The sequence below is a fragment of the Pseudomonas sp. PDM02 genome, assembly GCF_014852285.1.
In the GTDB taxonomy this organism is placed as follows: Bacteria; Pseudomonadota; Gammaproteobacteria; order Pseudomonadales; family Pseudomonadaceae; genus Aquipseudomonas; species Aquipseudomonas migulae.
The window spans coordinates 209,890-228,575 of record NZ_JACVBL010000009.1; the positions used below are offsets into that span (position 1 = coordinate 209,890).

The 18,686-nt window shown below is 60.2% G+C and carries 17 protein-coding genes; 11 read left to right on the forward strand and 6 right to left on the reverse strand.

All coding sequences use genetic code 11. From position 1 onward, the window contains the following. The first annotated feature begins 151 nt into the window (after positions 1–151). The 7 genes from IB245_RS17735 to IB245_RS17765 all read left to right on the forward strand — a co-directional run bounded on the left by IB245_RS17735 (position 152) and on the right by IB245_RS17765 (position 9,436). The gene (locus tag IB245_RS17735; RefSeq protein ID WP_008038131.1) at positions 152–1,153 is read left to right on the forward strand and encodes a phosphate ABC transporter substrate-binding protein PstS; all 1,002 of its coding nucleotides are present in this window, start codon (positions 152–154) and stop codon (positions 1,151–1,153) included. Positions 1,154–1,406: 253 nt separating this feature from the next. Further along, positions 1,407–3,689, forward strand: coding sequence for an ABC transporter permease subunit (locus IB245_RS17740; RefSeq protein ID WP_008030700.1), 2,283 nt, complete (start codon positions 1,407–1,409; stop codon positions 3,687–3,689). Between the two features lie 15 nt (positions 3,690–3,704). Beyond that, positions 3,705–5,375, forward strand: a complete 1,671-nt coding sequence (gene pstA / locus IB245_RS17745; RefSeq protein ID WP_008030699.1) for a phosphate ABC transporter permease PstA — start codon at positions 3,705–3,707, stop codon at positions 5,373–5,375. A gap of 159 nt (positions 5,376–5,534) precedes the next feature. Further along, the gene (pstB, locus tag IB245_RS17750) at positions 5,535–6,368 is read left to right on the forward strand and encodes a phosphate ABC transporter ATP-binding protein PstB (RefSeq protein ID WP_008030698.1); all 834 of its coding nucleotides are present in this window, start codon (positions 5,535–5,537) and stop codon (positions 6,366–6,368) included. A 71-nt stretch (positions 6,369–6,439) separates the two neighbouring features. Beyond that, positions 6,440–7,201, forward strand: coding sequence for a phosphate signaling complex protein PhoU (gene phoU / locus IB245_RS17755; protein ID WP_084317714.1), 762 nt, complete (start codon positions 6,440–6,442; stop codon positions 7,199–7,201). Between the two features lie 168 nt (positions 7,202–7,369). Continuing rightward, entirely contained in the window at positions 7,370–8,326 is a 957-nt protein-coding gene (locus IB245_RS17760; protein ID WP_008038130.1) for a response regulator, read from the forward strand. Between the two features lie 207 nt (positions 8,327–8,533). Next, on the forward strand, positions 8,534–9,436 hold the full coding sequence (locus tag IB245_RS17765) for a peptidoglycan DD-metalloendopeptidase family protein (protein ID WP_192228181.1): 903 nt from the start codon (positions 8,534–8,536) through the stop codon (positions 9,434–9,436). A gap of 143 nt (positions 9,437–9,579) precedes the next feature. On the opposite strand, the gene IB245_RS17770 is transcribed toward IB245_RS17765, so the two are convergent. From IB245_RS17770 to phoB, 3 genes are all read right to left on the reverse strand, one after another. Continuing rightward, entirely contained in the window at positions 9,580–10,920 is a 1,341-nt protein-coding gene (locus tag IB245_RS17770; protein ID WP_008030693.1) for a hemolysin family protein, read from the reverse strand. A 123-nt stretch (positions 10,921–11,043) separates the two neighbouring features. Next, a complete protein-coding gene (gene phoR, locus IB245_RS17775) occupies positions 11,044–12,330 on the reverse strand; it encodes a phosphate regulon sensor histidine kinase PhoR (protein WP_219739792.1) in 1,287 nt (428 codons plus the stop codon). 81 nt (positions 12,331–12,411) lie between these two features. Beyond that, positions 12,412–13,101, reverse strand: coding sequence for a phosphate regulon transcriptional regulator PhoB (gene phoB, locus IB245_RS17780; protein ID WP_007896474.1), 690 nt, complete (start codon positions 13,099–13,101; stop codon positions 12,412–12,414). Positions 13,102–13,254: 153 nt separating this feature from the next. On the opposite strand from phoB, the gene IB245_RS17785 reads away from it, so the two are divergent. Then, positions 13,255–13,644: a hypothetical protein gene (locus IB245_RS17785; RefSeq protein ID WP_192228182.1), complete on the forward strand. Its 390-nt coding sequence runs from the start codon at positions 13,255–13,257 to the stop codon at positions 13,642–13,644. 66 nt (positions 13,645–13,710) lie between these two features. Here the strand turns inward: IB245_RS17785 and ubiA are convergent, their stop codons facing one another. Both ubiA and IB245_RS17795 read right to left on the reverse strand, forming a co-directional pair. Next, positions 13,711–14,601: a 4-hydroxybenzoate octaprenyltransferase gene (gene ubiA / locus IB245_RS17790; protein WP_008038125.1), complete on the reverse strand. Its 891-nt coding sequence runs from the start codon at positions 14,599–14,601 to the stop codon at positions 13,711–13,713. Beyond that, positions 14,601–15,152: a chorismate--pyruvate lyase family protein gene (locus IB245_RS17795; protein WP_008038114.1), complete on the reverse strand. Its 552-nt coding sequence runs from the start codon at positions 15,150–15,152 to the stop codon at positions 14,601–14,603. Before IB245_RS17795 ends, ubiA begins: the two co-directional genes overlap by 1 nt. A 201-nt stretch (positions 15,153–15,353) precedes the next feature. Here IB245_RS17795 and IB245_RS17800 point away from each other — a divergent pair, with 201 nt between their 5' ends. The 3 genes from IB245_RS17800 to IB245_RS17810 all read left to right on the forward strand — a co-directional run bounded on the left by IB245_RS17800 (position 15,354) and on the right by IB245_RS17810 (position 17,158). Further along, positions 15,354–15,521 carry a rubredoxin gene (locus tag IB245_RS17800; protein WP_007954349.1) on the forward strand — a complete coding sequence of 56 codons (168 nt, stop codon included), beginning with the start codon at positions 15,354–15,356 and terminating at the stop codon, positions 15,519–15,521. Positions 15,522–15,541: 20 nt separating this feature from the next. Continuing rightward, the gene (locus IB245_RS17805) at positions 15,542–16,690 is read left to right on the forward strand and encodes an NAD(P)/FAD-dependent oxidoreductase (RefSeq protein ID WP_192228183.1); all 1,149 of its coding nucleotides are present in this window, start codon (positions 15,542–15,544) and stop codon (positions 16,688–16,690) included. A gap of 192 nt (positions 16,691–16,882) precedes the next feature. After that, positions 16,883–17,158, forward strand: coding sequence for an HU family DNA-binding protein (locus IB245_RS17810; protein ID WP_003213368.1), 276 nt, complete (start codon positions 16,883–16,885; stop codon positions 17,156–17,158). Positions 17,159–17,569: 411 nt separating this feature from the next. Here the strand turns inward: IB245_RS17810 and IB245_RS17815 are convergent, their stop codons facing one another. Beyond that, positions 17,570–17,965, reverse strand: coding sequence for a DUF6124 family protein (locus IB245_RS17815; protein ID WP_192228184.1), 396 nt, complete (start codon positions 17,963–17,965; stop codon positions 17,570–17,572). Positions 17,966–18,686: the final 721 nt, after the last annotated feature.

The following is an 18,686-nucleotide window of genomic DNA, read 5'->3' on the forward strand; positions in this document are numbered from 1 at the left end:
AGGCTTGCCCGCGAAGAACGATAACGCGGTAATACGTTGAAACACGGAATACTGGCCTTTCATCCAATTGTCATATTTCAGCCATAGAGTGTTCACACGGCCTGCTGATACTTGGCCCCGACTAACACACCCTATCTGCTAGGAGTAAGGCATGAAACTGAAGCGTTTGATGGCGGCAATGACTTTTGTCGCTGCTGGCGTTGCGACTGCCAACGCGTTCGCCGCTGTTGACCCTGCTATCCCGAGCTACACCAAGACCACTGGTGTGTCGGGCAACCTGTCCAGCGTCGGCTCCGATACCCTGGCCAACCTCATGACCCTGTGGGCTGAGAACTACAAAAAAGAATACCCGAACGTAAACATCCAGATTCAGGCCGCTGGCTCCGCCACTGCGCCACCTGCGCTGACTGAGGGCACCTCCAACCTGGGCCCGATGAGCCGCAAGATGAAGGACACCGAACTGGCTGCCTTCGAGCAGAAGTACGGCTACAAGCCAACCGCTATCCCGGTTGCCGTGGACGCCCTGGCTGTCTTCGTTCACAAAGACAACCCGATCCAGCACCTGACCATGGAACAAGTCGACGCGATCTTCTCGTCCACTCGTCTGTGCGGCGCTAAAACCGACGTGAAAACCTGGGGCGACCTGGGTGTGACCGGCGACCTGGCCAACAAGCCGGTTCAACTGTTCGGTCGTAACTCGGTATCCGGCACCTACGGCTACTTCAAAGAAGAAGCCCTGTGCAAAGGCGACTACAAGCCAAACGTCAACGAACAACCAGGTTCGGCTTCGGTCGTGCAGTCGATCAGCTCCTCGCTGAACGGCATCGGTTACTCGGGCATCGGCTACAAAACCGCTAGCGTGAAGACTGTGGCCCTGGCCAAGAAAGGCAGCCAGGACTTCATCGAAGACACCGAAGAAAACGCCCTGAACGGCAAATACCCGCTGTCGCGTTTCCTCTACGTTTACGTCAACAAAGCCCCGAACAAGCCTCTGGCCCCGCTGGAAGCCGAGTTCGTGAAACTGGTTCTGTCCAAACAGGGCCAGGAAGTTGTAGTGAAAGACGGCTACATCCCACTGCCGGCCAAAGTTGCTGCAAAAGCACTGGCTGACCTGGGTCTGCAAGAAGGCGGCGCTGAAGTCGCAAAAAAGTAAAACCCTAGGTCCGGGTTGATCCCGGACCTGTAGGAGCAAAGCTTGCTCGCGAACGCGGTGGGTCAGTCGACATTGATACTGAATGTGACGACCCATTCGCGGGCAAGCCTCGCTCCTACAAGGCTCAGGGTTGCCATTTCCGGCGACCCGGCCTCCCCATATTTTTGATCCACTGCCAGTTCCCGCTGGCGGCGGATTTGTTGCGTCACTGCATTGTCATCTTTCTGTCATACAGGATCGCTAGGGTGTGCGCATGAATGATCTGGCCAATTCCACCATGACTACAAATCCCCCCAAGCGAATTGATTTCAATACGCCTGAGTTGCAACGCAAGCGCCGCATCCGCGCGCTCAAAGATCGCCTGACCCGCTGGTACGTCCTCGTTGGCGGCCTTGCCGTTCTCGGCGCGATCACGCTGATCTTCTTCTTCCTTGCCTACGTCGTCCTGCCCCTGTTCCAGGGTGCCGACCTGACCGCCAAGGAATCCATCACGCCCGCCTGGATGCAGGACGCCGGCAAGCCGCTGATGATCTCCCTGGAAGAACAGAACCAGGTCGCCATGCGGGTTTCCGACAAAGGGCAGGCATTGTTTTTCGACATCGACAGTGGCGCCGAACTCAAGCGCGTCGATCTGCCGGTTCCGGCCGGCGCTACCGTGACCTCCATCGGCGAAGACCAACCGGGCCATCCATTGGTGGCGGTGGGCTTCTCCAATGGCCAGGCGCTGGTGTTCCGTCACACCTATAAAGTCAGCTACCCGGACGGCAAGAAGACCATCTCGCCGGCCGTCGAATATCCGTACGGCGAAACCCCGATTGCGCTGAACGAGGCGGGCGGTGCGCTGGAGCATGTCAGCCTCAACGCCACCGATTCGACCCTGATGCTGGTCGGTTCCACCGGTTCGCAACTCAATGTCCTGTCGCTGACCAGCGAAGAGAACATGATGACCGGCGAAATCACCAACGAGCAGAAACGCATTGATCTGCCGCAGATGACCGAGCCGGTGAAGAACATCTTCGTCGATCCGCGTCAGCAGTGGCTGTATGTGATTAACGGTCGTGCGCAAGCCGACGTGTTCAGCCTGCGCGACAAGAGCCTCAACGGTCGCTACAAGCTGCTCGAAAACGGCGAAGCCGAGATCACCGCCAGCACCCAACTGGTGGGCGGTATCTCACTGATCCTCGGCGACTCCAAAGGTGGCCTGGCCCAGTGGTTCATGGCTCGCGACCCGGATGGCGAACTGCGCCTGAAGCAGATCCGCACCTTCCAGATGGGCACTACGCCAATCGTTGAAATCACTGCCGAAGAGCGTCGCAAAGGCTTCATCGCCCTCGACGCTTCCGGCAAGCTCGGCGTATTCCACAGCACCGCGCACCGCACCTTGCTGGTGGACCAGGTCGTGGAAGGCCAGGGCCTTTTCGGTCTGTCGCCACGGGCCAACCGCGTGATCGTGGAAGCCGGCGGCAAGATTCAACCGCTGCTGCTCGACAACCCGCACCCGGAAGTGTCGTGGAGCGCGCTGTGGAGCAAGGTCTGGTACGAGAACTACGACGAGCCTAAATACGTCTGGCAATCGACCGCCGCCAACACCGATTTCGAACCGAAGCTGAGCTTGTCTCCGCTGACCTTCGGCACCCTGAAAGCCGCGTTCTACGCCATGCTGCTGGCCGCGCCACTGGCCGTCGCTGCGGCGATCTATACCGCGTACTTCATGGCCCCGGGCATGCGCCGCAAGGTCAAGCCGGTGATCGAGCTGATGGAAGCGATGCCGACGGTGATCCTCGGTTTCTTCGCCGGTCTGTTCCTCGCACCGTATGTAGAAGGGCATTTACCGGGCATCTTCAGCCTGCTGATGCTCTTGCCGATCGGCATTCTGGTGGCCGGCTTCGTCTTCAGCCGCCTGCCTGAGTCCATCCGCCTGAAAGTGCCGGACGGTTGGGAAAGCGCGATTCTGATTCCGGTGATCCTGTTCGTGGGCTGGCTCTCGCTGTACATGAGCCCGTTCATGGAGAACTGGTTCTTCGGCGGCGACATGCGCATGTGGATCTCCCACGACCTGGGCATCACCTACGACCAGCGCAACGCACTGGTGGTCGGGCTGGCCATGGGCTTCGCGGTGATCCCGAACATCTACTCCATCGCCGAAGACGCCGTGTTCAGCGTGCCGCGTGGCCTGACCCTCGGTTCCCTGGCCCTCGGTGCCACGCCGTGGCAGACCATGACCCGCGTGGTAATCCTCACCGCCAGCCCGGGCATCTTCTCGGCGCTGATGATCGGCATGGGCCGCGCGGTCGGTGAAACCATGATCGTGCTGATGGCCACCGGTAACACCCCGGTCATGGAAATGAACCTGTTCGAAGGTCTGCGCACCCTGGCGGCCAACGTCGCAGTGGAAATGCCCGAATCGGAAGTCGGCGGCAGCCACTACCGCGTGCTGTTCCTCTCGGCGCTGGTGCTGCTGTTGTTCACCTTCGTCATGAACACCCTCGCAGAACTGATTCGTCAGCGTCTGCGCAAGAAATACTCGTCGCTTTAAGAAAGGTAGAAGTCTGTGAAACAGAACTCCCTGAATGGATGGTTCAAGAGCGGCGCCCCCGGCGTCTGGATCAGCGGTGGCGCGGTGTCCATCGCGGTCATCATGACCATTGGCCTGCTGGCGGTGATTGCCGTGCGCGGTCTGGGTCACTTCTGGCCGGCTGATTTGATTCACGCCAGCTACGACGTGCCGGGCCAGGCCAATCACCTGGTCATCGGCGAAGTGGTGCAGAAAGAAGAAGTGCCGCGCGCGCGCCTGAAAAGCGCCGGGCTGCCGGTACCTGACGAAGGCCCGGAGTTCATGACCCGCGAGCTGATCAAGGTCGGCAACCGTGACTTGAACGGCAACGACTTCACCTGGATCGTCGGCGAGTGGCTGACCAACCAGAAGACGCCGCCTGAGCTGATGGCCATCGAGCGTCGCGAGTGGGGCAATTTCTACGGCTACCTGGTCAACGTCAAACAGGACGGCAAGGTCATCGCCGAAGGCGAAGCCGCGTGGCCTGAGTTGCAGGCCCGTGTTGCCCGCGTCAACCAGCTCGCCTCTCAGCTCAAGACCCTGGAAAAAGTCGACATCGGCGCGATCAACTCAGGCCTCGAACGCATCCGTCTGCACGGTCGCAAACTGGAACTGGCCGGCAAGCTCGATGCCACCGCGCAAGCGGACATGGAGTCCGAGCGCGCCGAGCTGAACGCACGTTATCAGGACATCGAAGCACGCCTGAACGACCTGCACGCCCAGTTCAATCGCGACAGCCTGACGGCCCGCGACGCCAACGGCAAAGAGATTGAAATCGGCATCGGCAAAGTGGTTCACGCCTACCAGCCGAACGCCATGGGCACGATGACCAAGATCGGTTTCTACTTCAGCAAGGTCTGGGAATTCCTCAGCGACGACCCGCGTGAAGCGAACACCGAAGGCGGGATTTTCCCGGCCATCTTCGGCACCGTGATGATGACCCTGATCATGGCAATGATCGTGACTCCGTTCGGCGTACTGGCGGCGGTTTACCTGCGTGAATACGCCAAGCAGAACACGCTGACGCGGATTATCCGCATCGCCGTGAACAACCTGGCGGGCGTTCCGGCGATCGTTTATGGCGTGTTCGGTCTGGGCTTCTTCGTTTACGTGCTGGGCGGCTCGGTCGACCGGTTGTTCTTCCCTGAAGCGCTGCCGGCACCGACCTTCGGTACGCCGGGTCTGCTCTGGGCTTCGTTGACCCTGGCGCTGCTGGCGGTGCCGGTGGTGATCGTGGCCACCGAAGAAGGCCTGGCGCGGATTCCTCGCACCGTGCGTGAAGGCTCGTTGGCCCTCGGCGCGACCAAGGCGGAAACCTTGTGGAAGATCGTGTTGCCGATGGCCAGCCCGGCGATGATGACCGGCATGATCCTCGCCGTGGCTCGTGCCGCCGGTGAAGTGGCGCCGCTGATGCTGGTGGGTGTGGTGAAACTGGCGCCGTCGCTGCCGCTGGATGGCAACTACCCGTACCTGCACCTTGACCAGAAGATCATGCACTTGGGCTTCCATATTTATGACGTCGGCTTCCAGAGCCCGAACGTCGAAGCCGCACGACCGCTGGTGTACGCCACCGCGTTGCTGCTGGTGCTGGTGATCGCGACATTGAACCTGTCGGCCGTTTATATCCGTAACCACCTGCGCGAGAAATACAAAGCGCTGGATAGCTGATTTAGCGCCGCTCCCTGTAGGAGCCAGGCTTGCCGGCGAAGGCGATTTCAAGGACGCCTTCGCGGGCAAGCCTCGCTCCTACAGGACGGCAACACCGCTGGCCCATTATGTGAGGCCAGCGGACAACCGAACCGAATTTGTCAGCACAGGGAGCTTCCCATGCAGCACGAAACACATACCCACGGCATCAACATGTCTGCCCTGGGCCGCGACAAACAGAGCCTGAGCCTTGCGCAGGAAACCGTGGCCATTGAAGTGCCGGGCCTGAGCCTGTTCTACGGCGACAAACAAGCGCTGTACGACGTCAGCATGAACATTCCGAAACAGCGCGTGACCGCCTTCATCGGCCCGTCCGGCTGCGGCAAGTCCACGCTGCTGCGCACCTTCAACCGCATGAACGACCTGGTTGACGGCTGCCGCGTAGAAGGTGAAATCAACCTCTACGGCAACAACATCTACCGCAAGGGCGAAGACGTGGCCGAGCTGCGTCGTCGTGTCGGCATGGTGTTCCAGAAGCCGAACCCGTTCCCGAAAACCATTTACGAAAACGTGGTTTACGGCCTGCGCATCCAGGGCATCAACAAAAAGCGCGTCCTCGACGAAGCCGTCGAGTGGGCGTTGAAAGGCGCGGCGCTGTGGGACGAAGTCAAAGACCGTCTGCACGAGTCGGCACTCGGCCTGTCCGGTGGTCAACAGCAACGTCTGGTGATCGCGCGCACCATCGCCGTGGAACCGGAAGTGCTGCTGCTCGACGAACCGTGCTCGGCACTCGACCCGATCTCGACGCTGAAAGTCGAAGAGCTGATCTACGAACTGAAATCGAAATTCACCATCGTCATCGTGACCCACAACATGCAACAGGCCGCGCGGGTTTCCGACTACACGGCGTTCATGTACATGGGCAAACTGGTGGAATTCGGCGACACCGACACCTTGTTCACCAATCCGGCGAAGAAGCAGACCGAAGACTACATCACTGGTCGCTACGGCTAGGAAGCTGTTGTTGCTCACTGAACTGACGCTGCGGTCCACCGCACCTTACCGGACGCTCCAAGGACGCCAACATGATTAGCAAAGAAGGCCTTACCCATCACATCTCCGCGCAGTTCAACGCTGAGCTGGAGGAAGTTCGCAGCCACCTCCTGGCCATGGGCGGGCTGGTCGAGAAGCAGGTCAACGACGCGGTCACCGCGCTGATCGAGGCCGACTCCGGCCTGGCCCAGCAAGTGCGCGAGATCGACGACCAGATCAACCAGATGGAGCGCAACATCGACGAAGAATGCCTGCGCATTCTGGCCCGTCGTCAGCCGGCCGCGTCCGACTTGCGTCTGATCATCAGCATCTCCAAGTCGGTGATCGACCTTGAGCGCATCGGTGACGAAGCAACCAAGATCGCCCGTCGCGCCATCCAGTTGTGTGAAGAAGGCGAAGCCCCGCGCGGCTACGTCGAGGTGCGCCACATCGGCGACCAGGTGCGCAACATGGTTCGCGATGCACTGGACGCGTTTGCCCGTTTCGACGCCGACCTGGCGTTGTCGGTGGCGCAGTACGACAAGATCATCGACCGCGAATACAAGACCGCCCTGCGCGAGCTCGCCACCTACATGATGGAAGACCCGCGCTCTATCTCGCGGGTCTTGAGCATCATCTGGGTGCTGCGTTCGCTGGAGCGCATCGGCGACCACGCGCGCAATATTTCCGAGCTGGTGATTTATCTGGTGCGCGGCACCGACGTGCGTCACTTGGGCCTCAAGCGCATGAAAGAAGAAGTTGAAGGCACAAGTGGTGAAACCGCTAATGTTCCGGGCAAAGTTGACGATAAGTAAGATTGCCCAAGTAAAGCGCCCGGCCTTTTGGCCGGGCGTTTTTGTTTACGGGTTTGTGAATTTGAATGCAGCACCCGCGAACGAAAAGTCCCGGCGTGACTGAAGGTTTATGGCGATGCGCCATCAGTAAAGCGGTATGCTTGCCGGGATTTTTTAAAGGGGTGATGGATGAGTAAGGTCAGTGTATTGGTCGTGGATGATGCGTCATTCATTCGTGACCTGGTGAAGAAGTGCCTGCGCAACTACTTCCCGGGGATCCGGATCGAAGACGCGGTCAACGGCAAGAAGGCTCAGGCCTTGCTGGCGCGGGAAGCGTTCGATCTGGTCCTGTGCGACTGGGAAATGCCGGAAATGTCCGGCCTGGAACTGCTGACCTGGTGCCGCGAGCAGGACAACCTCAAGACCATGCCCTTCGTCATGGTGACCAGCCGTGGCGACAAAGAGAACGTCGTCCAGGCGATTCAGGCCGGTGTATCCGGCTACGTCAGCAAGCCGTTCACCAACGAACAACTGCTGACCAAGGTCAAGCAGGCGCTGAACAAGGTCGGCAAGCTCGACACCTTGATGAACAGCGCACCGACCAAAATGAACTCGGCGTTCGGCAATGATTCCTTGAGCGCGTTGACCGGCGGCAAGCCTGCCATGGCCAGCGTTGCACCTGCTGCTGCACCGATTGCCCGACCTGCCGCCGCTGCACCCGCGCCAGCACCCGCGGCGGCTGCCCCGTCCCGTGGCCTGCTCAACAGCCCGCCGGTAAAAGCGCCGGCGGCGTCTGCAGCGCCTACCGGTGGTCGTGGCCAAGGCCAATTGCGCCTGCCCAATGGCATTCAGCAATGCGTGATCAAGGCGTTGAGCCTCAAGGAAGCGCTGCTGGTGGTCAAACGCAGCGAAGCCCTGCCGCAAGTGCTCGACAGCGCCGTGCTCGATCTGGAACAGGGCGACAACGCTGAAGTCGCCCGCCTGAACGGTTACCTGCACGCCATCGTCGCCCACGAGCAGAAACCCGACAGCGAATGGCTGCAACTGACGTTCCGCTTTGTCGACCAGGATGCGCAGAAGCTGGATTACATCTCCCGTTTGATAGCACGTGGTACGGCGCAGAAGCATTTCGTTCCAGGCGCATAACCTTCGTCGCCTGACAGTCCGCCTTCGCGGGCAAGCCTCGCTCCTACAGGTTCACACCGTACCGTAGGAGCGAGGCTTGCCCGCGAAGGGGCCATTAGATTCACCACACATCCCCCCGACCTGCCCATTTTGAAACATCTGCCGACTACCCGGGTCCATTGCAGCTGCTAGGCTCATCCCCAGGCCTTACTCGACAGAATCCTGCCCATGCTCGCGCGCCTGCTGTTTTGCTGTGGTCTGTTCATGGCGTCCTCTACGGCCATGGCCATGGCCATGACCATCTACAAATCCACCGATGCCAATGGCGTAGTCTCCTACAGCGACCGCCCCACGAAAGGCGCCAAGGTGTTCACTTTTCGTGATCGCATGGTCGAGCACCTTGAGCGTCAGGTGTACCTCGTCATCACCAAGAAAAAAGGCGTGGACAGCGTGTACGTGCGCAACGACCTGTACGCGCCGGTACAGATCGAGTTGAGTTTCGCCGGGCTGCAGAACGTCAGCGGTGCGCCGAGCCGACCGATTCGCCGGGTCATGCCGGCGCGCAGCAGCATTCGTCTGGCGCTGCTCACGGCGACGCGGGCCGAAAGGCCGCTCGCGTACACCCCCAGATTTGAATACTTCCTGGGTGATCCCTCAGGGGCCGCCATGGCCTATCGATACCCGTTCCCCTGGCGCGGTGGACCGTTTCGGCTGAGTCAGGGCGCCAATGGCCAATACAGCCACTTCGGCCCCAAGAATCGCTACGCCATGGATATCGCGATGCCTGAGGGCACGCCGATCATTGCCGCGCGGGGCGGGGTAGTGGTGAAAACCGAGAATGCCCAGACCGGGCGCGGCAACGATCCGTCAGGCAATTTCGTGCGGGTGCTGCACGATGACGGGACGATGGGCGTGTACTTGCACCTCAAGCGAGGTTCGGTGAGTGTTCGCGAGGGGCAGCGGGTGTCGGTGGGCAGTCCGCTGGCGCTGTCGGGCAACACCGGCAACAGCAGCGGGCCGCACCTGCATTTCGTGGTGCAGCGCAATACGGGGATGGGGCTGGTGTCGATTCCGTACCAGTTCAATCAACCGGTGGGGGCATTGCCCAACTTTGCGTTGGGCAAACAGTGATGCGGTGCCTGGGCTGACGCCTTCGCGGGCAAGCCTCGCTCCTACAAGGTTCCCGTGTAACGGTAATGCCGCAAACGACACCAAACCCTGTAGGAGCGAGGCTTGCCCGCGAAAAGAGCGACGCGGTTTAGGCCAGAGACTTCCTAATCCAGCATCAACACCTTGGCCAAAATAATCTTCGGCCCTTTCATCTTCTTGATGATGATCCGCAAACCTTCAACTTCCAGCACTTCTTCCTCTTCCGGCACCCGTTTCAGGGATTCATACACCAGCCCGGCGAGGGTTTCGGCTTCGACGTGGTCCAGGTCAATGCCCAGCAGGCGCTCGACCTTGAACAGTGGCGTATCACCGCGAACCAGCAGTTTGCCCGGCTGGTACGCGAGAATCCCGCGCTCAGCCTTGCGGTGTTCGTCCTGAATGTCGCCGACCAGCACTTCCAGCACGTCTTCCATGGTCAGGTAGCCGATGACGTTGCCATCGGCCTCTTCGACCAGTGCGAAGTGTGAGCCGCCTTTGCGGAACTGCTCCAGCAATTGCGACAGCGGCATGTGGCGCGACACGCGTTCCAGCGGTCGGGTCAGCTCAGCCAGGTTGAACGACTCGGGAATGTGGTCCAGCGCGGCCAGTTCCAGCAGCAGGTCCTTGATGTGCAGCAGGCCGACGAACTCCTGGCGATCGCTGTCGTACACCGGATAACGGCTGAACTTGTGGCGACGGAACATCGCCAGGATTTCCTTGAGCGGCGCGTTGAACTCCAGCGTCACCAGGTCTTCGCGGGAGTTGGCCCAGTCGACCACTTCCAGCTCGCCCATTTCCACGGCCGAGGCCAATACGCGCATGCCTTGGTCGCTCGGGTCCTGGCCACGGCTGGAGTGCAGGATCAGTTTCAGTTCTTCGCGGCTGTAATGGTGCTCGTGATGGGGGCCGGGTTCACCCTGGCCAGCAATGCGCAGGATGGTGTTGGCGCTGGCGTTGAGCAGGTAAATCGCCGGGTACATCGCCCAATAGAACAGGTACAGCGGCACGGCGGTCCACAGCGACAGCAATTCGGGTTTGCGGATGGCCCAGGATTTCGGCGCCAGTTCACCCACCACGATGTGCAGGTACGAGATGACAAAGAACGCGGCGAAGAACGACACGGCCTTGATCACTTCGGCCGACTGCACGCCGACGGCTTCCAGCAGCGGTTCGAGGATGTGTGCGAACGCCGGTTCACCGACCCAGCCAAGGCCCAGGGAGGCGAGGGTGATACCCAATTGGCAGGCCGACAGGTAGGCATCGAGCTGACTGTGAACGGTGCGCAGGATGTGCCCGCGCCAGCCGTTTTTATCAGCGATGGCCTCGACCCGGGTCGAGCGCAGTTTGACCATGGCAAATTCCGCTGCAACGAAAAATCCGTTGAGCAACACCAGGATCAGAGCAAAAAGAATCATGCCGAAGTCGGCAAAGAGTGTCGCGAGGGTCAAGCCAGGGGAAGGGTCCATGATGGAGTTTTGCGGGTTCCGTGTATTCGAAAAGGGGGTCAATGCGGTGCCTGAAGGGCAGGCACAAGTCAGCCAATGTAGCGGCTGACCGGGTGCTTGCCTAGTGGCGAATGCTGGCCGGTATCAGTCGGCCGTGCTGATGACTCGGGATTTGGTGACCTGGGCGGGCGCGAAATGGCAGGTAAACGTACTGCCGTGCCCCGGCACGCTGCTGATTTCCATCCGTGCGCGGTGGCGCAGCAGCACATGTTTGACGATTGCCAGCCCAAGCCCGGTGCCGCCGGTGTTGGAGTTGCGGCTGGAATCGACGCGGTAGAACCGTTCGGTCAGGCGCGGCAGGTGTTTGCTGTCGATACCGATCCCGGAATCCTGCACGCTCAGGTGCGCGCCTTGCTCGTCGCCCCACCAGCGAATGCGGATATTGCCTTCGGCCGGGGTGTATTTCACCGCGTTGAACACCAGGTTGGAAAACGCACTGCGCAATTCGGCTTCGCTGCCCTTGAGCAGAATCGTCGGATCGGCTTCCAGGGTGATGCGCTGGTTTTTCTGCCCGGACAGTTGCTGAGCGTCGCCCTTGATCGATTGCAGCAAGCCATCGATGGCCACGGGCTGGTTGTCCGACGGGTAATCGGTGGCTTCCAGCTTGGCCAGCAGCAGCAAGTCGTTGAGCAACGTCTGCATGCGCCCGCCTTGCTGCTGCATTTGCTGCAGGGCACGGGTCCAGCGCGGGTTCACGTCATCGACGTTGTCGAGCAGGGTTTCCAGATACCCGCAGATCACCGTCAGCGGCGTGCGCAGTTCGTGGGAAACGTTGGCGATAAAGTCTTTGCGCATCTGTTCCAGCTGATGGATGCGCGTCACGTCGCGCACCAGCATCAAGTGTTCGTTGTTGCCGTAACGGGTGATGTACAGCTGAATGCGCAGTCGATCGTTGATCGGCGAGGGGATTTCCAGCGGTTCGGCGTAGCTGTCCTGCTCGAAGTATTCCTTGAAGCGCGGATGGCGCACCAGGTTGGTCACTGGCTGGCCACTGTCCTGCGGCGTTTTGAGACCGAGCAGGGTTTCCGCGGCGCGGTTCCACCATTCGAGGTTGCCGTCGGTGTCGAGCATGATCACCGCGTCTTTCAGCGCGGCGGTGGATTCCTGGACCCGGTCGATCACCGCTTGCAGGCGTCCGCGAACGCGTTGGTCGCGGCGTTGCAGGTGATAAATGCTGTCGAACACTTCGCCCCACAGGCCATAGCCATCGGGCGGCGCTTCATCGGGTTTGTGCAGGCGCAGCCACTCGTGCAGACGCAGCAATTGCTTGAGGGTCCAGGCCAGGTAAAGGCCCAGGCCCGCAGCGAGGCTCCAGCCGTAGTAGCCGGTAATCAGGCCGATCACCAGGCAGGCGGTGACCAGTAGCAGCATGTGGCGAATCAGGGTGCCATGCCAGTTTTGGTTCACTTGAACGCGCGTCCTTGTCAGCTTGTCGGGCGGGAAAGGGCTGAATCAGGCTTTGGTGGAAAACCGGTAGCCGGTGCCGCGCACGGTTTGTACCAGATTTTCGTAGGCATCACCGAGGGCTTTGCGCAGGCGACGGATGTGCACGTCGACGGTGCGTTCCTCGACATACACATTGCCGCCCCACACCTGATCCAACAACTGACCACGGGTGTAGGCGCGTTCCTGGTGGGTCATGAAGAATTGCAGCAAGCGGTATTCGGTCGGGCCCATCTCGGCGGGTTTGCCGTCGATGGTCACGCGGTGGCTGATCGGGTCCAGCAGCAGGCCGCCGACTTCAATCGGCGCTTCGCCATCGGTAGGGCCGGCGCGGCGCAGCACGGCTTTGAGGCGCGCAACCAGCTCACGCGGGGAAAACGGTTTGGTGATGTAGTCGTCGGCGCCGACTTCCAGGCCCTGGATCTTGTTGTCCTCTTCGCCCTTGGCGGTGAGCATGATGATCGGGATGTCCCCGGTCAGCTCATCGCGCTTGAGGCGGCGGGCCAGTTCGATACCGGAGGTGCCGGGCAGCATCCAGTCGAGCAGGATCAGGTCCGGTTTGCGGTCGACGATGATCGCGTGGGCCTGTTGCGAGTTTTCGGCCTCCAGGCAGTCATAGCCGGCCATTTCCAACGCAACGGCGATCATTTCGCGAATGGGCGCTTCGTCGTCGACGATCAGAATGCTCCTGCCAACCATGCCTTTAATCCTCTTGTCATTTAACTGTCTTGCGCCGCATTAGATAACGGAATTATTGCAGTCGTGTGACAGTATTTTAGTCGCCCGGCGATTGTCGCGAACCTGAACTAAGCTCTAAGTCCGAATCCTGACAACCACAAAAGGAAGGTTTCCATGAAGAAATACTCGCATTCCTTCAAGGCTTTGATGCTGACCGCAGCCCTGGCGTTGCCAGCAATGGCCTTCGCGGCTGAGCCTGTGATGATGAAAGACGGTGTGATGGCGGACCACAAGGGCATGACCCTGTACACGTTCGACAAGGACACCACCGCTGGCAAGTCGGTGTGCACTGGTGAATGTGCAGAGTACTGGCCACCGTTCAAGGCGGAAGCGGGCGCCAAGGCCGAAGGTGACTGGACAATCGTCACGCGTGACGATGGCACGATGCAGTGGGCCTACAAGGGCAAACCGCTGTACTACTTCAAGAAGGACGCGAAACCGGGTGACAAAACGGGCGACAAAGTGAAGGACGTCTGGCACGTGCTCCAAGGGCCGAAGATGTAAGGCCGATCCGAAACGGCGGCCTCGTTTCCGTAGGAGCGAGGCTTGCCCGCGAAGGCGTCAGCTGCCTCACCGCACCGCGTAATCCAAAACAATCCCCACAAAAATCGCCAACCCCGCCCAATGGTTGTGCAAGAACGCCTTGAAGCAGCGCATCCGGTCCTTGCCACGGGTGTACCAGAACTCCCACGCAAAACAGCCCGCCGCCGCCAGCAATCCCAGGTGGAACCAGCCACCCAACTCGAATTTCGACCCGGCCAGCAGCAGGCAACCCAACGCCAAGCCTTGCAAGGTCAGGATGATCACCCGGTCCGCCTCGCCAAACAGAATCGCCGTGGATTTCACGCCGATCTTCAAGTCGTCGTCGCGATCAGTCATCGCGTAATAGGTGTCATAACCCACCGTCCACAGCAGGTTGGCGATCCACAGCAGCCACGCCGCCGCCGGCAGTTCGCCGGTTTCGGCGGTGAACGCCATCGGCATCCCCCAGGAAAACGCCGCGCCCAGCACCACTTGCGGGTAATAGGTGTAGCGCTTCATGAACGGGTAAGTGAAGGCCAGCGCCAAACCGCCGAACGACAACCACACCGTTGGCGCATTGGTGCACAACACCAGTAGGAAACTCACGCCCATCAGCAATGCAAAGAACACCAGCGCTTCTTTGGAGCTGATCTTTCCGCTCGGCAGCGGGCGCTGTTCGGTACGTTTCACATGGCCATCGACCTTGCGGTCCGCCCAGTCGTTGATCACGCAACCGCCGGCGCGGGTCAGCACCACGCCGAGCACGAAGATCACCACGTTGGCCAGCGACGGCGAACCTTTACCGGCAATCCACAGCGCCCACAGCGTCGGCCACAGCAGCAGATAAATGCCGATGGGTTTGTCCATGCGCGTCAGCTGAATGAAATCCCAGGCCCGAGGGTTCAAGCGGTTCAGGGACTTGAGCAGGCTCTGGTACATCAGCAGTTCTCCGGATGGGCGCGGGTGGCGTGCCACAAGGTCGGCAGGAAAATCTCGGCCACCAGCACGCTCAAGGCGCCACGGTCGAAGCGCGAGCGACGGCCCCACAATTCAGGTGCCCGGCACTCCACCGGCAGCCACTCCTGAGGATAGTGACAAACCTCGATGGCGCGACGCTGAAACGCCTGATCGCAAAACAGCAACTCGCCCAGCGAGCGGCTGCCCAACTCGTCCATGTGCAACCCGTCGCCCTGCAACGCGCTGCGTGCCGCCACACTGCGGGCGAACACCCAGGCTTCACCGTGGCCGCGCAGATACACCTCGCGCACCCAGCCTTCACTGTCTTCGGCCAGGTCCAGTGCCGCACATTCGTCCGCGCGCAGCGGTTGCCAGCCTTCGAAAAGCGGCGTGACGCTGAAGCTGTCATTCGACAGACGGGTCAGCCGTCGGGTCAGCGAACCTTCGTCGAACAACCAGTCGAGGGTAGACGTGTCGGGGAGCGGCGAAAGTCGGCTTTGGGGAAGCCAGAAAGGAGGTTTTGAGTGCGGCACAGTGAGTCATTATTGGCAGCAAATGAGGCGGCGAGCTTACCATGTCGGTCGGTAATTTTGATTGATCCGGCGCCCCATTGCGTCGAACAGGCTTGCATCTGCCGGGCCCGATCAGTACAAAACGCCCTGAGCCGGACGGCAGCGCTGCAACCATCGACCGTTCGCGCCGGCAATAAGCCTGAATCCTGAGGATGTACCTGAATGAAAAAGTGGCAATGTGTGGTCTGCGGCCTGATCTACAACGAAGCCGACGGCTGGCCGGATGACGGCATTGCGCCGGGCACCCTGTGGCAAGACGTGCCGGAAGACTGGCTGTGCCCGGACTGCGGCGTCGGCAAGATGGATTTCGAAATGATCGAAATCAACTAAGACATTTAGAGGAGTAAGGAATGAACGCACCTGTCGTGATCGTCGGCACCGGGCTGGCTGGCTACAACCTCGCCCGGGAGTTTCGCAAACTCGATAGCGAAACCCCGCTGCTGCTGATTACCGCCGATGACGGGCGCTCCTACTCCAAGCCGATGCTCTCCACGGGCTTCGGCAAGAACAAAGACGCCGACGGCCTGAGCATGGCCGAACCCGGCGCCATGGCCGAACAGTTGAAGGCCGAAGTGCGCACCCACACGCGCATCAGCGGCATCGACCCGGGCCATAAGCGCCTGTGGATCGGCGAAGAATCGGTGATCTACCGCGACCTGATCCTGGCCTGGGGCGCCGAAACCGTGCGCGTGCCCATTGAAGGTGACGCGGCGGACGCCGTGTTCCCGATCAACGACCTCGAAGACTACGCGCGCTTTCGTGCGGCAGCGGCCGGCAAACGCCGGGTGCTGTTGCTCGGTGCCGGCCTGATCGGCTGTGAATTCGCCAACGACCTGATCCTTGGCGGTTACGAGGTGCAACTGGTTGCACCGTGCGAACAGGTCATGCCGACCTTGCTGCACCCTGCGGCAGCCGCTGCGGTCCAGGCCGGGCTGGAAAGCCTCGGCGCACGTTTCCACCTCGGGCCGGTGCTCAACCGCTTGCAGCGTGTTGAAGAGGGTTTGGAAGCGCATCTGTCGGACGGTCAGGTGATCCCGTGTGACGTGGTGGTCTCCGCCATCGGCCTGCGTCCGCGCATCGACCTGGCGGCCGCCGCCGGTGTGCAGGTCAATCGCGGCGTAGTGGTCGACCGTCACCTGAAAACCTCCCACGCAAACATCTACGCCCTGGGCGACTGCGCCGAAGTCGACGGGCTGAATCTGCTGTACGTGATGCCCCTCATGAGCTGTGCGAGAGCGCTGGCACAAACCCTCGCCGGCAACCCGACAGCGGTGAGCTACGGCGCGATGCCGATCACCGTCAAAACGCCGGTTTGCCCGTTGGTGGTTTCGCCGCCGCCACGGGGTTTGGAGGGCGTCTGGACCGTCGAAGGGCAGGGCGCTGACATCAAGGTTTTATGCCGCGATGCCGCCGGAAAACTGCTCGGTTATGCCCTGACAGGCACGGCGGTAATGGAAAAACTCGCACTGAACAAAGAACTTCCGCCGCTGCTGGCGTAAATACCGGTCGTTCTGTCGGAATCACCCCGCTTTTGCCCCCACAAACGTCGCGCCGAGACTGGCGCGGCTCTTCCGTGCGTGCCATTCTCACTCCCGTCTGCCGCAGAGTAGAGCACCTGCGGCGCTTTGGGCGCTGTTCCAACGAGAACAGCACGGACATAACAACAAAAAACCGTCAAAGGGGCTTCACTAATGCGTAAACCAGAACTCGCCGCCGCCATCGCGGAAAAAGCAGATCTCACCAAAGAACAGGCCAACCGCGTTCTCAACGCCGTTCTCGAAGAAATCACCGGCGCCCTGCACCGCAAGGACAGCGTGACGCTGGTCGGCTTCGGCACCTTCCTGCAACGCCACCGCGGCGCCCGCACCGGCAAAAACCCGCAAACCGGTGAGCCCGTCAAAATCAAGGCCAGCAACACCGTTGCGTTCAAGCCAGGCAAATCGTTGAAAGACAGCGTTAATCCGTAACACGCACCGACGCCCGCATAGCGGGTGAGCGGAACAAAAAATGGGCACGCCAACCAGGTTGGGTGCCCATTTTTTATGGCCACGAGTTTCATGCCGGGCGCCCACGGATCAGACAACACAAAACCCTTGTAGGAGCCGGCTTGGTGGCGATAGCGGTGGATCAATCAACATCATCGTCGCCTGACACACCGCCATCGCCAGCAAGCTGGCTCCTACAGTCCTATGTGCCAGCGAATTCCCCACTCCCCCCGCAGTAATTCAGCGACAAGGGCCTCCCCATCTTTTCAGCTGACAACACTCACTGTAGGAGCCGGCTTGCCGGCGATAGCGTCCTATCAACCAACATCAATTTCGCCTGACACACCGCCATCGCCAGCAAGCCGGCTCCTACAGGTTTACGTGCGTGGCGAATCAGCCGGTTCGACTTTGTTGCCTGGCGAAAATCGCCGCCATTTCCGGATCATCGAGGTGATCCAGCGCTCGCTCCACCAACAAGTGCACCCCGTCGGCCATGCGGCTGAGCGCCAGGGCTACGGAGCGGCGTGAGCCGTCCACATCGTCGGCGAGGTCGGCGGCGATGGCGCTGATGGATAGCAGGTCTTCCGAGGCGTTGGCGAGGAGGGCTTCGGTGTTGATGCCGGGGCAGACGCTGAAGAGTTGGCCGTTGTGTTTCGGTGGTTTGGGTTCGGTTGGCGGGAAGTGATGGTCGAGGGCGCGTTCGGCGGCTTCGTTGAGTTTGTTTGAGTCGGGGCTTTCGTATGGGGAAACCGGATCGGTTTCCGGTGGGTTTGGTGTGACCTTGAACATGGTTACTTTCCTTTAGTAGGGCCGTGACCATTTCGCGACTAAACGAAAAGGAGGCGGCTGTGCGCAAGTTAGTCGACCGGTAAAGTCACCAAAACCCGGCGCGCCCAAGGGCGCCATGCGCACAGCCACCATCAAGTGCAGGCAAACACCTGACTGGATGACACTTGTGCAACCGTAGATGACTAGCCGGGCGACTAAACCCGATCACTGATGAGCAGTGACACGAACCAAGTTACCGACCGCCCCCAAGGCGCACAAGCCGGCGGATTCTGGCGTAGCCGTAGGCAACGACGCAAGGTGTTGTAGCTTGCAGGACGTAACCTTGAGGTGTTTTAAACAAGCACTCTTGAAGGGTGTTTAACCATCGGAAATGTTGGCACTTCAATAATCCTCGTATTAAAAATATTGCGATACCGGAAGTTCCATTGTGGAACTTAAGCCTATATCAAACTGCCATCATAGTGATGGCACTTTTCTCTCGGGCTGTTGTCGCTGCTTTTCTGTCAAAAAATGACAGCACCTTTCGGAAGCCTCCTACATTTATTGTTTTTTATTCTTGTCATGATTCAAGCCTGCGTCAGCGATTCCATAAATAGCGATGGCGGATGTTTGGAGGCGGTGGCTCTAGGTCGTGGCTTTCAGCCCAATACATCAGGTGTGGAAATATTAAACAGCTATCAGGGAATCCCTTGCGATATATAAGGAATTCTCCTACGTGAAT